The organism is Nakamurella lactea DSM 19367 (assembly GCF_000426645.1).
Lineage (GTDB): Bacteria > Actinomycetota > Actinomycetes > Mycobacteriales > Nakamurellaceae > Nakamurella > Nakamurella lactea.
This window is the reverse complement of the sequence record NZ_AUFT01000001.1, coordinates 572,321-586,815: the sequence shown is the minus strand read 5'-3', so window position 1 is coordinate 586,815 and position 14,495 is coordinate 572,321. Positions and strand designations below refer to the sequence as shown.

Genomic DNA, 14,495 nt, shown 5'->3' with positions numbered 1-14,495 from the left:
TTAGGATTGCCGAATGCAGTTCGAATCCGGTCGGACTTAGGTCGACATCGTGCTCAGTGCGCCATCGCGTCATCAACGAGCCCGCGAGCAGATCCTCGCCGCCTGTTGGTCGCTCGCCCGGCTGAAGGGACTGACGGGGTTCTCGCTGAAGGACGTCGCCGCCGCCGTCGGTGTGACAGCGCCCAGCCTGTATTCCTACTTCCGGTCGAAACACGCCATCTACGACGAGATGTTCGCCGACGGGAACCGCCAGTTCCTCGCCGCCATGCGTGCTGTGCATGTCGACGGGACGCCCCGTGAGGCGTTGCGATCGGCCGCAACGGCGTTTCTCGATTTCTGCGTCAGTGACCCGGTCCGGCATCAATTGTTGTTCCAACGCACCGTTCCCGGTTTCGAGCCGTCCGCCCCGGCGTACGCCGTCGCCCAGGAAGTTGTCGCCGTCCAACGAGAGGAGTTCGCCAAGTTCGGCATCACCGATCCGGCGCACCTCGATATCTGGACGGCCCTGGTCAGTGGCCTTGCCGCCCAACAGCTGTCCAACGATCCGGGCGGCAGCCGGTGGACCGCGTTGGTCGGGCCGGCCGTCCAGATGTACGCCGACCATGTTCTCCGGGAGTCGAGATGACACATACACCGCAACGGGCCCGTGACGTCCTGACCCATGCGCAATGGATGAGTCTCGCCGAACACGAGTATCGGAAGGTGTTGGCGCTGCTGCCCGAGCTGGGTGACGAAGAGTGGAACAGGCCGACCGACTGCGAACTGTGGACGGTGCGCGACGTGGTCGCTCACCTGATCGGTGCCGCCGAGGCCACCGCGTCGATCCGTGAGCAGATTCGTCAGCAGCGCAAAGGCAAGGCGCGCCAGGGGGATCGGGAACGGATGGCGGCGGTCAACGAGACACAGATCCAGGAGCGGGAGTCGATGTCGCTGGTGGAACTGCGAGCCGCGCTGGCCGATGCGGCGGCCCGCGGTGTACGCGCCCGGTCCAGGATCCCGGCGCCGATCCGCCGGCTGACCGTCCGCTTCCCCGCACCATTGGGTGCGGCGTCGTTCGGTTACCTGCTGGGACCGATCTACACCCGCGACTGCTGGATGCATCGGCTGGACATCTGTCGCGCCGTCGGCCGGGACCCGGCGCCGACCGCCGGGCACGACGGGGTGATCGTCGGCGACCTGGTGTCCGAGTGGAGCGTCGACAACAGGCGGTCGGTGCGACTCACCGGGCCGGCTGGCGGTGACTTTCCGGCGACCGGCGCCATCGGGCTCGACGGCGTAGGTCTACCGACCTACGACGCGATCGCGTTCGCCCGAGCGCTGGCCGGCCGCGCCACCCTCCCGGGCATCGACCCGGCGGTCGCAATGTTCTGATCCGGATCCCGGCGCTGTCCCGTGGGCGAAGATCGCGCTCGGCGAAACTGTCGGGCCAACGTCCGACCGCGCCGTTAGAATGGGAGGATCAGATTCCGCAGGCAGCGCCCGTGCAGGGCAGGAAGCAGGCAACGACCCAGGTGCCGGACACCAGTTCGGCCGCGAGCGATCGCGGTCTCTCCCACGGTCAGGACCCGTTCGCACAGGCGGTCGACACCTCGGTGGCAACGCCACGACGGTCGAAGAATGCCTCTGGACCCACCGAATCAGCCGTAGTCGTCCCCGACGAGAGGGCAATGCTCGGGCTGCTCGGCTCCCGGGACGTGATCCTGCGTCGGCTCGAGCAGCAGTTGGCCGCCGACATCCACGTGCGGGGCAATCGGATCACCCTGAAGGGTTCGGCCGCCGATGTCGCCTTCGCCGAGAAGGTGCTGCAGGAGCTGATCGCGCTGCAGGAGTCCGGATCGGTGCTCACCGAGGACGCCGTCAGCCGCACCGTCGGCATGCTGGACGCCACTGCGACCGCCGAGAACGCCGGAGCCCATGCGTCGGGAGCCGAGAGCCCGAGCGAAGTACTCGGACTCAACATCATCTCCCGGCGTGGCCGCACCATCCGGCCCAAGACCCTCAACCAGCGGCGCTACGTCGACGCCATCGACAAGCACACCGTGGTCTTCGGGATCGGCCCGGCCGGTACCGGCAAGACATACCTGGCAATGGCCAAAGCGGTCCAGTCCCTGCAGGCCAAGCAGGTCACCAGGATCATCCTGACCAGGCCGGCGGTGGAGGCCGGCGAGCGGCTCGGCTACCTGCCGGGCACGTTGAACGAGAAGATCGATCCCTACCTGCGGCCGCTGTACGACGCGTTGCACGACATGTTGGACCCGGAGTCGATCCCGCGGCTGATGGCCGCCGGCACCATCGAGGTCGCACCGCTGGCATACATGCGTGGCCGCGCGCAGCCCTACAACGCGAAGGTGCTCACGCCGGACGGATTCCGCGCCATCGGATCGCTGCGGGTGGGCGATCTGGTGATCGGTTCCGACGGCGGGCCTACGCCAGTTCTCGGGGTTTATCCGCAGGGTCCTCGCGACGTCTATCGGGTGAGCACCCAGGACGGTGCCTCAACGCTGGCCTGCGGCGAGCACCTGTGGCAGGTGAGTACTCGGGAAGACGGCCGAGCTACGCGCTCCCGTGTTGTGCAGACCAAGGACATGATCGGCTCGCTGCGTCAGGCACACTTCCATCGTTACGAGTTGCCTGTGATGGGTCCGTGCGAGATGGTGCCGCAGGACATCCCTCTCGATCCATATGCCCTTGGCCTGCTGCTCGGTGACGGCGGTATCACGACGACAACGACCCCCGCCTTTTCGTCAGCGGATCCGGAACTCGTCGAACGACTTCAGGACGCTCTCGATGCGAGTGGTCTACGCGGCGACGGCGTCGAGGTCGTCGGTCTCGGCGGATACGACTACACGCTGCGGAGCCGAGGCGGCGGACGTGGCGGCGTCATCGTCGCAAACCCCCTCACTGCGGTGCTGCGTGAGCTGGAACTTGCCGGTGCCAACTCATCCACGAGATTCATTCCGACGAGTTACCTGCACAACTCGTTTGCCGTCCGGCACGCGATCCTGCAGGGACTGCTCGATACCGACGGTGGCCCGGTAACCCAGCGTGGGCGCTCCTGCCGCATCCAGTACACGACGAACTCCGACCAGTTGCGCGACGATGTCGTCTTTCTCGTGCAGTCGCTGGGTGGCGTCGTCTACGCCCGCACCGGCCCTGCCGACGCCCGCACTCCGGGGAGAGCCAATGGCCGCCCCGCGCCGTACAACCATGACGCGCACGTACTGGACATCAGACTGCCGCCCGGCGTCGAACCGTTTCGCCTCACCCGCAAACAGGAACTCTTCACGACATCTGGTGGCGGCGGCCGGCCGATGCGTTTCATCGACTCCATCGAACCGGTCGGCGTCCAGGACACTCTGTGCATCCAGGTGGCCGCCGCGGATTCGCTGTACGTGACTGACGATTTCCTGGTCACCCACAACACCCTCAATGACGCGTTCATCATCCTGGACGAGGCGCAGAACACCACGCCCGAGCAGATGAAGATGTTCCTCACCCGGCTCGGGTTCGGCTCGCAGATCGTAGTGACGGGCGACGTCACCCAGATCGACCTGCCCGGTGGACAGAAATCCGGCCTGCAGGTCGTCCGGGAGATCCTCACCGGCGTCGAGGACATCGCCTTCCCGACGCTCACCTCGGCGGATGTGGTGCGGCACAGGCTGGTCGGCGACATTGTCGGGGCCTACGAACGGTGGGACGTCGACAATCCGCCGGCGCCGGACCGGCAGGACCGGTCCCGGTTCGACTCCCGCGGCTCTCGAGGACACCGATGACGATCGAGGTCGCCAACGAATCCGGTATCGGCGTCGACGAACACGCGCTGATCTCCGTCGCGCGATACACGTTGGACCGCATGGACATTCACCCGCAGGCCGAACTGAGCCTGCTGCTGCTGGACGTCGAGGCGATGACGGAACTGCACATCAAGTGGATGGACGAACCCGGTCCGACCGACGTGATGAGTTTCCCGATGGACGAGTTGGACACGGCACGACGGCCGGACGAGGCCGGGCCGGGTCCGGCGCTGCTCGGCGACGTGGTGCTCTGCCCGGCAGTCGCTTCCACCCAGGCCGAGCAGGCCGGCCACGGGCTGGACGACGAACTGCACCTGCTGACGGTGCACGGCGTGCTGCACCTGTTGGGTTACGACCACGCGGAGCCAGAAGAGGAACGCGAGATGTTCGGCCTGCAGAACGACATACTCGACGCCTGGCGCGACGATGTCGCGACCGGGCGGCCGGCCGGCAGGGAGTGAGCAACAGATCGTGAGCACCGTGGACGTTGTCCTGCTGGTGATCGCAGCGTTGCTGGTCCCGTTCGCCGGGCTGATGGCAGCCTCCGACGCGGCCATCACCATGGTCTCGCCGGCCAGGGTGGAGGAAGCCGAGCGCGACGGTCGACGAGGCGCCCAGGCGCTGCGCCGGATCGTGGCCGACAAGCCGCGCTACACGAACCTGCTGCTGTTGCTGCGGGTCGGCGCAGAGTTGACCGCGACCGTGCTGGTTGCGGCAGTTGCCTTGTCCACCTGGGGTTTCCGGCCGCTGGTGCTGTTCGGCGTGGTCGTGGTGATGCTGGTCGTCACCTACGTGGTGATCGGGGTGCTGCCGCGCACCCTCGGCCGCCAACACCCGACCCCGATCGCGCTGTTCACCGCCGGCACGGTGGCCAGGCTGGCCACCTTCCTGTCGCCGATCGCCGGCCTGCTGATCCTGGTCGGCAATGCCATCACCCCGGGCCGCGGCTTCCGGGAGGGGCCGTTCTCCTCCGACATCGAACTGCGCGAACTGGTCGACATGGCGCAACTCAACGGGGTGGTCGAGGAGTCCGAACGCGAGATGCTGCACTCGGTGTTCTCGCTCGGCGACACCATCGTCCGCGAGGTGATGGTGCCGCGTACCGAGATGGTCTGGATCGAACAGCGCAAGACAATGCGGCAGGCGCTGCAGCTGGCCTCGAAGTCCGGTCTGTCCAGGGTTCCGGTGACCGGCGAGGATATCGACGACATCGTCGGCATCATCTACATCAAGGACCTGATCGCCCGCACCTTGACCCTGCAACCGGGGGAGAAGGGGCCGGTCGTCTCCGAACTGATGCGCGAGCCGGTGTTCGTCCCGGACTCCAAACCGGTCGACGACCTGCTGGCCGAGATGCAGCGCAGCCGCACACATTTCGCGGTCGTGGTCGACGAATACGGCGGCACCGCGGGGATCGTCACCATCGAGGACATCCTGGAAGAGATCGTCGGCGAGATCACCGACGAGTACGACGTCGAGACCCCGGACCCGATCGAGCACCTGGCCGAAGGCCGGGTGCGGGTGTCCAGCCGGTTGCCGGTGGAGGATCTGGGCGAGATCTTCGACGTCGAGCTGCCGGACGAGGACGTGGAAACGGTGGGCGGCCTGCTCGGCCAACTCCTCGGCCGGGTGCCATTGCCCGGCGCCCGCGCCGAGATCGAGGGTCTGGAGCTGATCGGTGAACCCGGCGTCGATCGTCGCGGCCGGCCGCGGGTCACCAGCGTGTTGGTGCGGCGGATCACCGCACCGAGCGAGCACGATGCGCAGGGTCGAGTTGGCCGGGCCGGCGGCACCAGTGCCGACTCCGCCGGCGAGACCGAGACGACCGATACCGTCGACGGATCCAGCACCAACCCCTCCGGACCTGGTCCGGACGAACCTACGGAGGACGCCGTGCGCACCGAACCCGAGCTCCGTCGCCGCGGCGGCAAGCGGGTCGACGCCGGACGCGGCGAATGACGCACCGCAGCGGGTTCGCCTGCTTCGTCGGCCGCCCGAACGCTGGGAAATCGACCCTGCTCAATGCCATGGTGGGCAGCAAGATCGCCATTACCTCGGACAAGCCACAGACCACCCGGCGGGCGATCCGCGGCATCGTCACCCGCGACGACGGGCAGCTGGTGATTGTCGACACCCCTGGGCTGCACAAGCCGCGCACGTTGCTCGGCGAGCGGCTCGGCGACGTCGTGCGCAGTACCTTCGCCGAGGTGGACGTGATCGGGTTGTGCATCCCGGCCGACGAGCGAATCGGGCCCGGCGATCGCCGGATCGCCGGTGAGCTGTCCGAACTGGCACCGCGCACGCCGGTGATCGGTGTGGTCACCAAGACCGACAAGGTCTCCCAGCAGCAGGTGGCCGAACAGCTACTGGCGCTGTCCAAGGTCCGCGAGTTCGCCGACCTGATCCCGGTCTCGGCGAAGTCCGGTTTCCAGGTCGACCAGGTCACCGACGTGCTGATGCGGCACCTGCCGCAGGGCCCACCGCTGTACCTGGACGGCGAGCTCACCGACGAGCCGCTCGAATCGCTGATCGCCGAGCTGGTCCGGGAGGCCGCGCTGGAAGGGGTCCGCGACGAACTGCCGCACTCGCTGGCCGCCGCCGTCGACGAGATCCTGCCCCGCGAGGGCCGCGACGACTTGACCGATGTGTTTGTCACGCTGTACGTGGAGCGTGATTCGCAGAAGCCGATCGTGCTGGGCCCCAAGGGTTCCCGGCTGGCGGCGATCGGCCGGCGGGCCAGGGCGGGGATCGAGCCGTTGATCGGTACCAAGGTGTACCTCAATGTGCATGTGACCATCGCCAAAGACTGGCAACGGGATCCGAAGCAGTTGCGCAAGCTCGGCTTCGACCGCTGATGTGGGCGATCCCTGATCCTCCTGGCACGCCGACCTGACCCGCGCTCTGCAGACGATGCGCGTCCTGCAGGGCAGCGGCGACGGCCCGCCGTTCGCCGCGGGCGGCCCAATCAGCACCAACATCTGGTTCTCGTACCCCGGGCTGCCATGCCGCCACGGATCGGACGCCGCCGCGCGGTGGCAAGCGTTGTACGATATTGCTGATTTGGTGAGCGTATCGCGCAGCGGCAAACAGCGAGTGAGCACGCCGTGCGGGTGGTCCGGCCGCCGAACACACTGGACAGAGCGACGTAGGAGCGGAGTGCAGATGCCCGGAACACAGGTCACCGCTGAGATGGCAGAGCAGCGGGAGGTACTGGCCCGACTGGTGGCCAGGCGCGAGGAGATCCAGGCCGGCATCCGGGCCGTGCTTCCCGATCGGCTCCGCGGAATCAGCATGATCGCCCGCGGTTCCAGCGACAACGTCGCGGTGCACGCCAGATACCTGCTGGAGCTGGCCACCGGCCTGCCGGTCAGCATGGTAGCGCCGTCCATCATCACCCGCTACCACCGGGTCGCCGACCTCCGCGATCACCTCGTGGTTGCCCTGTCGCAGAGCGGACGTACCCCCGAGATCGTTGACGTGGCACAGCAATCGGCCGCGGTCGGCGCGACCGTCGTCGCGGTGACGAACGAGGCCGACTCGCCGCTGGCCGAGGCGGCGTCCGTCACCCTCGCGGTAGGTACCGGCAAGGAACTGGCCGTGCCGGCCACCAAGACGGTGACCGGACAGCTCGCGTTGGTCTGCCTGCTGGCCGAGGCGGTGTGCGCGGACGGCACCGATCTGGACGCGTACACCGGCGGAACCGCCGCCTGGCGGGCACTGTCGGACACGGTTGCCGACACCCTCGCAGACGTCGCCCCACTGGATCGGGCCGTGGAACTGCTGGCCGCGCACCCGGTCGGCATCCACCTGGCTCGCGGTCTGACCTATGCCGCGGCGCTCGAGGGAGCGCTCAAGGCGAAGGAGACCACCCGGCGGATCCACGAGGGCTTTTCCAGCGCCGACTTCCTGCACGGTCCGCTGACGGTTTCCTCCCCTGATGTGGTGGTGGTCGCCTACGGCGCGCGTGGCCCGGTGCTGGCCGACGTCGCCGATACCGTCAGGGCCGCGGTCGATCTCGGCTCCCCGGTGATCGGCGTCGGGCACCCGGACGTCGCCGAGGGTGTCCCGGGTGCGGTCGGCGTGCCGACGCCGCAGAACCTCGGTGAGGCGCTGGCCGTCATCCCCTTGGTGGTCCGCGGCCAGCAATTGGCCATCCGCACCACGCTCGCGCTGGGCTCGGATCCGGACGCCCCGCAGGGGCTGAACAAGGTGACAGCCACCCACTGACCGGGACGGCCGCTCAGGGCGCGAACCGATCGGCCGCGGCCTGCACCTTCGCCCGGTAGGTCGTCCACCAGCCGGGGTCTTCGCTCGGGAGGTTGCTGCCGCCAGGCCGGACGCCGGCCGCCCCGTCGATCAGTTCGCGAACGATGTCCGCCTGGCCGCAGTGCCTGGCCGTCTCGTCGATCATGTGCACCAACAGGCGGTGCAGGGTGGCCGGTCCGGCCTGCGGCCCCCACCAGGGAACTTCGCCCACCGTTTCCAGATCCAGCGCGGCGATTGTTTCGTCGGCGTGGGCACAGGCCCGGCGATACAGCTCCACGATGTCGTCGGTAGATTCGTCCGGCGTCGCCCACATGTCGAGGTTCGGCTCCGATTCCTCCTCGTCCATCGCCGCAAACCAGGCCGGTTCGTCCGGCAGCGGCCGGCCGAAGCAACTACCCAGGTAGCCCGCCTCGATACCGGCAAGATGCTTGATCAGGCCGAGCAGGTTGGTGCCGGTCGGTGTCATCGGGCGCCGTACGTCGTACTCGGACAGTCCCTGCACCTTCCACACCAGGGCCTCGCGGTTCCGGTTCAGATAGCGCTGCAGGACGTCCTTGGGATCAGCAGGCAGGGCTGTGTTCATGCCGTTCATCCTGCTCCGACACACCGACAATGGCCGCCGCGCCCGGCTGCGGACCGGCCCGGGGCGCGGGCATAGGGTCAGGGGCATGACGAGCGAACGCCAGGCTGTGGCCGACGGATTCGACGCCTGGGTGACGACCCTGTCGCAATGGGTGGCGATCCCCTCGGTGAGCGCCGACCCGGACCGACTGCCGGAAGTGGGGGCCAGCGCCGAATTCCTGGCACAGGCCTTGCGGCGTACCGGGTTTCCACAGGTCGAGGTGCTGGATTCGGGTCCCTACCAGCCGGCGGTCTACGCGCACTGGCCCTCCGGCGACGCGAATGCCGTGCGGGTGGTGGTCTACGGCCACCACGACGTCCAGCCGGCCGACGGCGAGGACCGCTGGACCCACCCGCCGTTCGAACCGATGGTGATCGACGAGGTGCTGTACGGTCGCGGCGCCAGCGACGACAAGGGCAACATCGGCCTTCACCTGCTCGGTCTCACCGCGCACCTTGCCGCCACCGGGCGGAGCGCCCCCGCGGTCGACCTGACTCTGCTGGTCGAGGGCGAGGAAGAGTCCGGCAGCCCGCACATCGCCGACCTGCTGGCCGATCTGGACGGTCGGTTGGACGCCGACCTGATCGTGGTGAGCGACACCGGCATCTTCGATGCCCAGACTCCCTCGCTGTGCGTCGGCATGCGCGGCATGGTCAGCGGCGAACTGCATGTGCACGGGCCGGAGGTCGACCTGCATTCGGGCATCTTCGGCGGGGCGGTACCGAACCCGATCACCGAGCTGGCCCGGCTGCTCGCCGGAATGCACGACGAGCACGGCCACATCACCATCCCGGGCTTCTACCAGGGTGTGATCGAGCCGACCGAAGCGGACCGGACGACCACCGCAGCACTGCCCTTCGACGAAACGGCCTGGCTGGCCGGTCCCGCGCACTCGCGGGCAACCTGGGGCGAGGCGGGCTACTCGACGCTCGAGCGGATCGGTATCCGGCCGACCGCCGAGATCAACGGCATCTACGGTGGCTACACCGGTCCAGGTGGCAAGACGATCATTCCCACGGACGCCTACGCCAAGCTCAGCTTCCGGCTGGTCGGCCGGCAGGACCCGGCAGCCATCCGCGCGGCCATCACCGGATACTTCGCCGACCAGGTGCGGGCCGGGCTGATGGCCGAGCTGACCTGGGAAGGGGACGGCGTCTCGCCCCTGTTCACCGATCCGCAGCATCCGGCGACGGCGGCCACCCAGCGCGCACTCGGCGGGGCCTTCGACACCGACACCGTGCTGCTCACCAGGGAAGGCGGGTCCGGGCCGGAGGCGGACCTGGTAGCCGCGATCGGCGCCCCGATGGTGTTCCTGGGCGTGATGACGGACGACGACCAGGTCCACGCGCCGAACGAGAGGGCACCGTTGGCATTGCTGCGCAAGGGTTGTGAGGCGGTTGCGCTGCTCTGGCGGGAGCTGGCCGAACTGGGCCGGACCGGACTGGGAGCATCCCGTGGAAACTAGCACCGGCGTGACGGCGAAACGTGCCCGCAAACAGCGACGGATCCCGCCGCCGCAGTTCCCGATCGAGCGCCACGTGTTGGACAACGGGCTGCGGGTGGTGCTCTCACCCGAGCGTGGTGCTGGGGTGGTCGGGATCGCGGTGCACTACGACGTCGGGTTCCGGTCGGAGCCGCAGGGCCGCACCGGGTTCGCCCACCTCTTCGAGCACCTGATGTTCCAGGGCAGCGAGTCGCTGCCCAAGCTCGAGCACTTCCGGCTCGTGCAGTCCTCGGGCGGAGTGTTCAACGGGTCGACCCATTTCGACTACACCGACTACTACGAGGTGCTGCCGGCAGCGGGTCTGGAACGCGGTCTGTTCCTTGAGGCGGACCGGATGCGCGCGCCGATGATCACCGCCGAGAACCTGGCGAACCAGGTCGATGTGGTGAGCGAGGAGATCCGGCTGAACGTACTGAACCGGCCATACGGCGGGTTCCCGTGGATCCTGCTGCCACCGGTGTTGTTCAACTCGTTCGCCAACGCACACAACGGATACGGCGACTTCGTCGACCTGAAGGCGGCAACCGTCGCAGACTGCGCCGAGTTCTTCGATTCGTACTACACGCCGGCCAATGCGGTGCTCACCGTCTGCGGCGATTTCGATCCGGGGATGGCGCTGGACCTGGCTGGTTCGCACTTCGCGGACGTTCCGCACCGGCCGGCGCCGGTGCGACCATCGTTCGCCGAACCGGGCCCGTCGGCGGTGAACCGGGTCGTGCACCACGACGAGCTGGCCACCGCACCGGCACTGGCCGTCGGCTGGCGGCTGCCCGACCCGGCCGACGATCTGCCGGGCTACCTGGCGCACGTGTTGCTGGGCGGGGTGCTCTCGGACGGCGAGGCCTCCCGGCTGCAGGAGCACGTGGTCACCGAAGGGTTGGCGACCCAGGCCTGGGCCGCGCCCGGACTGATGGGCGGGCCGTTGGAATCCAGGGACCCGGACGTGTTCGTGCTCGGCGCGATCCACACCCCCGAGCACACCGCCGACGAGGTGATCGATGCCTGCACCGCCCAGATCGACCAGGTCGCACGGTCGGGGCCGCACCCGGACGAGTTGAACCGGGCGTTGATCCGGTTCTGCTCCGGCCTCTACCGGGAGAACGACGACATCGGTACCAGGACCCGCTCCCTCGGCGGACTTGAGCTGCTGTACGGGCGGGCCGAGCTGCTGAACGAGTTGCCGGCGATGCTCGCCGAGATCACCCCGGCGGATGTCGCGGGCGCCGCCCGTAGCCTGGATCCGGAACGCTGTGCCGTGCTGGAGATCCGGTGCGGACCGGACGACCAATAACGAACAAACCTCACACGCCGGGCCAATCGCGCATTTGTCGGGGGTGACGTCGTACGCTCTGCTTCGACGAGTGGCGATCCGCGCCGACCGTAAAGGGGTATGACGTGACTAGCTTCTGGCAGTTCTTCTGGCTTTTGGTATGGGCCTTCTTCTTCGTCTGCTATCTGATGATGCTGTTCCAGGTCATCGCAGACCTGTTCCGTGACCGCGAACTGTCCGGATGGTGGAAGGCGATCTGGATCGTCTGCCTGCTGATCGTCCCGTTGATCACCATGCTGGTGTATCTCATCGTCCGCGGAAAGGGGATGGGTGACCGCCAGATCGCGGCCGCCCAGGACGCGCGGAGGGCGGCCGACTCGTACATCCAGTCGGTGGCCCAGACCAGTCCTGCCGACCAGATCGCCCGGGCCAAGGAGTTGTTGGACTCCGGTGCGATCACCCAGCCCGAATTCGACAGCCTCAAGGCGAAGGCCCTGGCCTGAATCGAGGCCCTCAGGGCGAAGCGAACGTGGCCCGTCATGCTGGTGCATGTCGGGCCACGCTTGTGCCCGGCGTCGCGTCCGGATGCCGACCAGGGGCCAGGCGCCGGTCACCCAGGCGCTAGCCTGAGCCATGATCGCCGGATCAGGCCGGCGGCTCCGAGCAGTCGACCCGGATAGACAGGCAGCGGGGGAGAACGAGTGATGGCCAGGACCGCCGCCGGGCGCAGAAGGACCGTCGCACGGACCGCCGAGCAGATCGCCAGGACCGACATCGGCCCGCGGCCGGTGCCGCCGCTGATGAAGGTCCGCGCCTCCCGGGTACCAGCCGCCGAAAGTGCGGTGCTGGACAACGGACTGCGCGTGGTCGCGGTGCGCCGACCCGGAGCCCCGCTGGTGGAGGTCCGACTGCGCATCCCGTTCGGCGGGCGCACCGAACTGCGCGCGGCCAGGGCCGAGGTACTGGCCGCGAGTGCGATGCTCGGCACCGCCGACCGGGATCGTTTCCAGGTGGACATGGCGTTGGCCGACCTCGGTGCGCACCTGGACACCGCGGTCGATCCGCAACGCCTGCTGTACAGCGGGTCGGTGCTGTCCAACGGGCTCCCCGACTTGCTGGGGTTGCTGACCGAGCTGCTGACGTCGCCGGCATACCGCAGGCGGGACGTGCTCGGCGAACGCGACCGGCTGGTCGAGTACCTGCGGCTGGCGAAGGCGCAGCCCGGCGTGGTGGCCAGGATGGCGTTGCAGCATCGCCGATTCGGCGACCACCCGGCGGCCTGGGAGATGCCAGACGCCGAGCTGGTGAACACGGTCGGGCCGGCTGCCGTCGGCGGCCTGCACCGGCGATCGGTGGTCCCGGACGGCGCCACCCTGGTACTGGTCGGCGACCTGCAGCCGGGCAAGGCGGTCGGGCTGGCCGCCGCGACGTTGGCCGGCTGGGCGGCCGACCACCCGGCCACCACGCTGGCGACCCCGCCGCCGATCACCGGCGGGCCAGTGCAATTGGTGCACCGCAACGGGTCGGTGCAATCCCAGGTTCGGCTGACCGCTCCGGCGGTCGGTCGCGGATCGCCGGACTATGCCGCCCTGCAGATCGCCAACCTGGTGTTCGGCGGGTACTTCTCGTCCCGCCTGGTGGAGAACATCCGCGAGGACAAGGGCTACACCTACAGTGCCCACTCGGCGATCGAGTTCTGGCCGGGGACCGCCGCGATGACGGTGTCCTTCGACTGTGCCACCGACGCGACCGCCGCTGCGCTGCTGGAAACACGGTACGAGCTCGGCAGGATCGCCCTGACCGCGCCGGGCGCCGCCGAGGTCGAGTCCGCCCGCAACTACGCGTTGGGCTCGCTGGCGATCTCGCTGGCGACGCAGGCCGGTTACGCCTCGACCGTATCGGCGATCCACGGCGCCGGTCAGGACCTGCAGTGGCTGCGCGATCACCCGGCCAGGCTGGCCGCGGTCACCGCCGACGAGGTGGCGGCGGTCTCGGCGAAGTATCTGGCGCCCAGCGCCTTCACCGGGGTGGTGGTCGGCGACCGGGGGGCCGTCGAGGCGTCGTTGCAACGGCTCGGCGACGTGGATCCCGGGTGACAGAGCAGCACCCGGGTATCACCCGGCAGGGCAGCGCCGGCGCGCCGTTCGACATCGAACTGCCGACGCTCAGCCGTGGCACCGCAGACCGGGACGAGGACCTGCGCGTGCCGGAGCGGATGACGGCAGCCTGGCCCGATGCGAGGGTGCTGCGGGTGGGGCCGACCGGCGCCATCGCGGCCGTCGACGGCCGGCCCGACTGGCAGCCGGCCACCGGGCCGGGGTTGCCCCACCGGGGCGTGCTGCTCGGCGTTGTCGACGGCGTCGATCACTGGGCGATCCCCGACGTCGACGTCGAGGGACCCACGCTCCGCGAACTCGGACTACTGCTGGACGACACCGACGCCGGCCTGCTGGTCAGTGCCGTCGCGGTGCTCGGCTGGCACGCCAGGGGAGCGTTCTGCCCGACCTGCGGGCAGCCGAGTGTGCCGGCACCGGACGGCTGGTCGCGCACCTGTGGGCAGGGCCATCAGGAGTTCCCGCGGACCGACCCGGCCGCGATCGTGCTGGTGCACGACGGTGCCGACAAGATGGTGCTGGCCAGCCAACCGAACTGGCCCAAGGGCCGGTTCTCGGTGCTGGCCGGCTTCACCGAGGCCGGTGAGTCGTTGGAGCAGACGGTGGTCAGGGAGATCGGCGAGGAGATCGGCATCCCCGTCACCGACGTGCACTACCTGGCCTCCCAGCCCTGGCCGTTTCCCCGTTCGTTGATGATCGGCTTCGCCGCCCGGGCCGAGCCGGGCATCGAGCTGCATCCGCGGGCCGGGGAGATCTCCGAGGCGCACTGGGTCAGCCGGGAAACGGTCCGGCGGATCCTGGCCGGCGACGGCAACGGCGCCGGTTGGGCCGGGCCCGGTACCGGCGGCGCCGAGATCGTGTTGTCCGGTTCGATCTCGATCGCCCGCCGGATGATCGAAGGCTGGGCCGCGGCGGGGTGAGCCGT

At 68.7% G+C, this 14,495-nt stretch carries 13 protein-coding genes; 12 read left to right on the top strand and 1 reads right to left on the bottom strand.

Features of this window, described 5'->3' with window-relative positions:
* Positions 1–49: 49 nt before the first annotated feature.
* The 7 genes from K340_RS0102905 (at position 50) to K340_RS0102875 (ending at position 8,021) form a co-directional block, all read left to right on the top strand.
* The gene (locus tag K340_RS0102905) at positions 50–625 is read left to right on the top strand and encodes a TetR/AcrR family transcriptional regulator (RefSeq protein WP_051264878.1); all 576 of its coding nucleotides are present in this window, start codon (positions 50–52) and stop codon (positions 623–625) included.
* Positions 622–1,371, top strand: a complete 750-nt coding sequence (locus K340_RS33775) for a maleylpyruvate isomerase family mycothiol-dependent enzyme (RefSeq protein WP_084613947.1) — start codon at positions 622–624, stop codon at positions 1,369–1,371. The genes K340_RS0102905 and K340_RS33775 overlap by 4 nt, the downstream gene beginning before the upstream one ends.
* A gap of 296 nt (positions 1,372–1,667) precedes the next feature.
* Positions 1,668–3,773, top strand: coding sequence for a PhoH family protein (locus tag K340_RS37390; RefSeq protein ID WP_084614000.1), 2,106 nt, complete (start codon positions 1,668–1,670; stop codon positions 3,771–3,773).
* Positions 3,770–4,255, top strand: a complete 486-nt coding sequence (ybeY, locus tag K340_RS27080; protein WP_084613946.1) for an rRNA maturation RNase YbeY — start codon at positions 3,770–3,772, stop codon at positions 4,253–4,255. The genes K340_RS37390 and ybeY overlap by 4 nt, the downstream gene beginning before the upstream one ends.
* A 73-nt stretch (positions 4,256–4,328) precedes the next feature.
* Positions 4,329–5,753 carry a hemolysin family protein gene (locus K340_RS27075; protein WP_407662197.1) on the top strand — a complete coding sequence of 475 codons (1,425 nt, stop codon included), beginning with the start codon at positions 4,329–4,331 and terminating at the stop codon, positions 5,751–5,753.
* Positions 5,750–6,649: a GTPase Era gene (era, locus tag K340_RS0102880; RefSeq protein WP_029135593.1), complete on the top strand. Its 900-nt coding sequence runs from the start codon at positions 5,750–5,752 to the stop codon at positions 6,647–6,649. Before K340_RS27075 ends, era begins: the two co-directional genes overlap by 4 nt.
* 307 nt (positions 6,650–6,956) lie before the next feature.
* Positions 6,957–8,021 (top strand): SIS domain-containing protein, encoded by a 1,065-nt coding sequence (locus K340_RS0102875; protein ID WP_161632044.1) that lies wholly within the window; start codon positions 6,957–6,959, stop codon positions 8,019–8,021.
* Between the two features lie 13 nt (positions 8,022–8,034).
* Here K340_RS0102875 and K340_RS0102870 read toward each other — a convergent pair whose 3' ends face one another.
* Entirely contained in the window at positions 8,035–8,643 is a 609-nt protein-coding gene (locus tag K340_RS0102870; protein WP_029135591.1) for a DinB family protein, read from the bottom strand.
* Between the two features lie 85 nt (positions 8,644–8,728).
* On the opposite strand from K340_RS0102870, the gene K340_RS27070 reads away from it, so the two are divergent.
* The 5 genes from K340_RS27070 to nudC all read left to right on the top strand — a co-directional run bounded on the left by K340_RS27070 (position 8,729) and on the right by nudC (position 14,490).
* On the top strand, positions 8,729–10,147 hold the full coding sequence (locus K340_RS27070) for a M20/M25/M40 family metallo-hydrolase (protein ID WP_051264873.1): 1,419 nt from the start codon (positions 8,729–8,731) through the stop codon (positions 10,145–10,147).
* Between the two features lie 7 nt (positions 10,148–10,154).
* Positions 10,155–11,477, top strand: coding sequence for a M16 family metallopeptidase (locus K340_RS0102860; RefSeq protein WP_407662196.1), 1,323 nt, complete (start codon positions 10,155–10,157; stop codon positions 11,475–11,477).
* A gap of 104 nt (positions 11,478–11,581) precedes the next feature.
* Positions 11,582–11,959: an SHOCT domain-containing protein gene (locus K340_RS0102855; RefSeq protein WP_029135589.1), complete on the top strand. Its 378-nt coding sequence runs from the start codon at positions 11,582–11,584 to the stop codon at positions 11,957–11,959.
* 201 nt (positions 11,960–12,160) lie between these two features.
* Positions 12,161–13,552 (top strand): M16 family metallopeptidase, encoded by a 1,392-nt coding sequence (locus K340_RS0102850; protein WP_051264871.1) that lies wholly within the window; start codon positions 12,161–12,163, stop codon positions 13,550–13,552.
* Positions 13,549–14,490 carry an NAD(+) diphosphatase gene (gene nudC, locus K340_RS0102845; protein WP_245599409.1) on the top strand — a complete coding sequence of 314 codons (942 nt, stop codon included), beginning with the start codon at positions 13,549–13,551 and terminating at the stop codon, positions 14,488–14,490. Before K340_RS0102850 ends, nudC begins: the two co-directional genes overlap by 4 nt.
* Positions 14,491–14,495 lie beyond the last annotated feature (5 nt).

What these genes read in the sequence shown, in the direction of transcription:
- era (WP_029135593.1), top strand. Translation starts at nt 5,750, where the DNA reads ATGACGCACCGCAGCGGGTTCGCCTGCTTCGTCGGCCGCCCGAACGCT.
- K340_RS0102850 (WP_051264871.1), top strand. Translation starts at nt 12,161, where the DNA reads ATGGCCAGGACCGCCGCCGGGCGCAGAAGGACCGTCGCACGGACCGCC.
- K340_RS27070 (WP_051264873.1), top strand. Translation starts at nt 8,729, where the DNA reads ATGACGAGCGAACGCCAGGCTGTGGCCGACGGATTCGACGCCTGGGTG.
- ybeY (WP_084613946.1), top strand. Translation starts at nt 3,770, where the DNA reads ATGACGATCGAGGTCGCCAACGAATCCGGTATCGGCGTCGACGAACAC.
- K340_RS0102870 (WP_029135591.1), bottom strand. Translation starts at nt 8,643, where the DNA reads ATGAACACAGCCCTGCCTGCTGATCCCAAGGACGTCCTGCAGCGCTAT.
- K340_RS37390 (WP_084614000.1), top strand. Translation starts at nt 1,668, where the DNA reads ATGCTCGGGCTGCTCGGCTCCCGGGACGTGATCCTGCGTCGGCTCGAG.
- K340_RS0102875 (WP_161632044.1), top strand. Translation starts at nt 6,957, where the DNA reads ATGCCCGGAACACAGGTCACCGCTGAGATGGCAGAGCAGCGGGAGGTA.
- K340_RS27075 (WP_407662197.1), top strand. Translation starts at nt 4,329, where the DNA reads ATGGCAGCCTCCGACGCGGCCATCACCATGGTCTCGCCGGCCAGGGTG.
- K340_RS33775 (WP_084613947.1), top strand. Translation starts at nt 622, where the DNA reads ATGACACATACACCGCAACGGGCCCGTGACGTCCTGACCCATGCGCAA.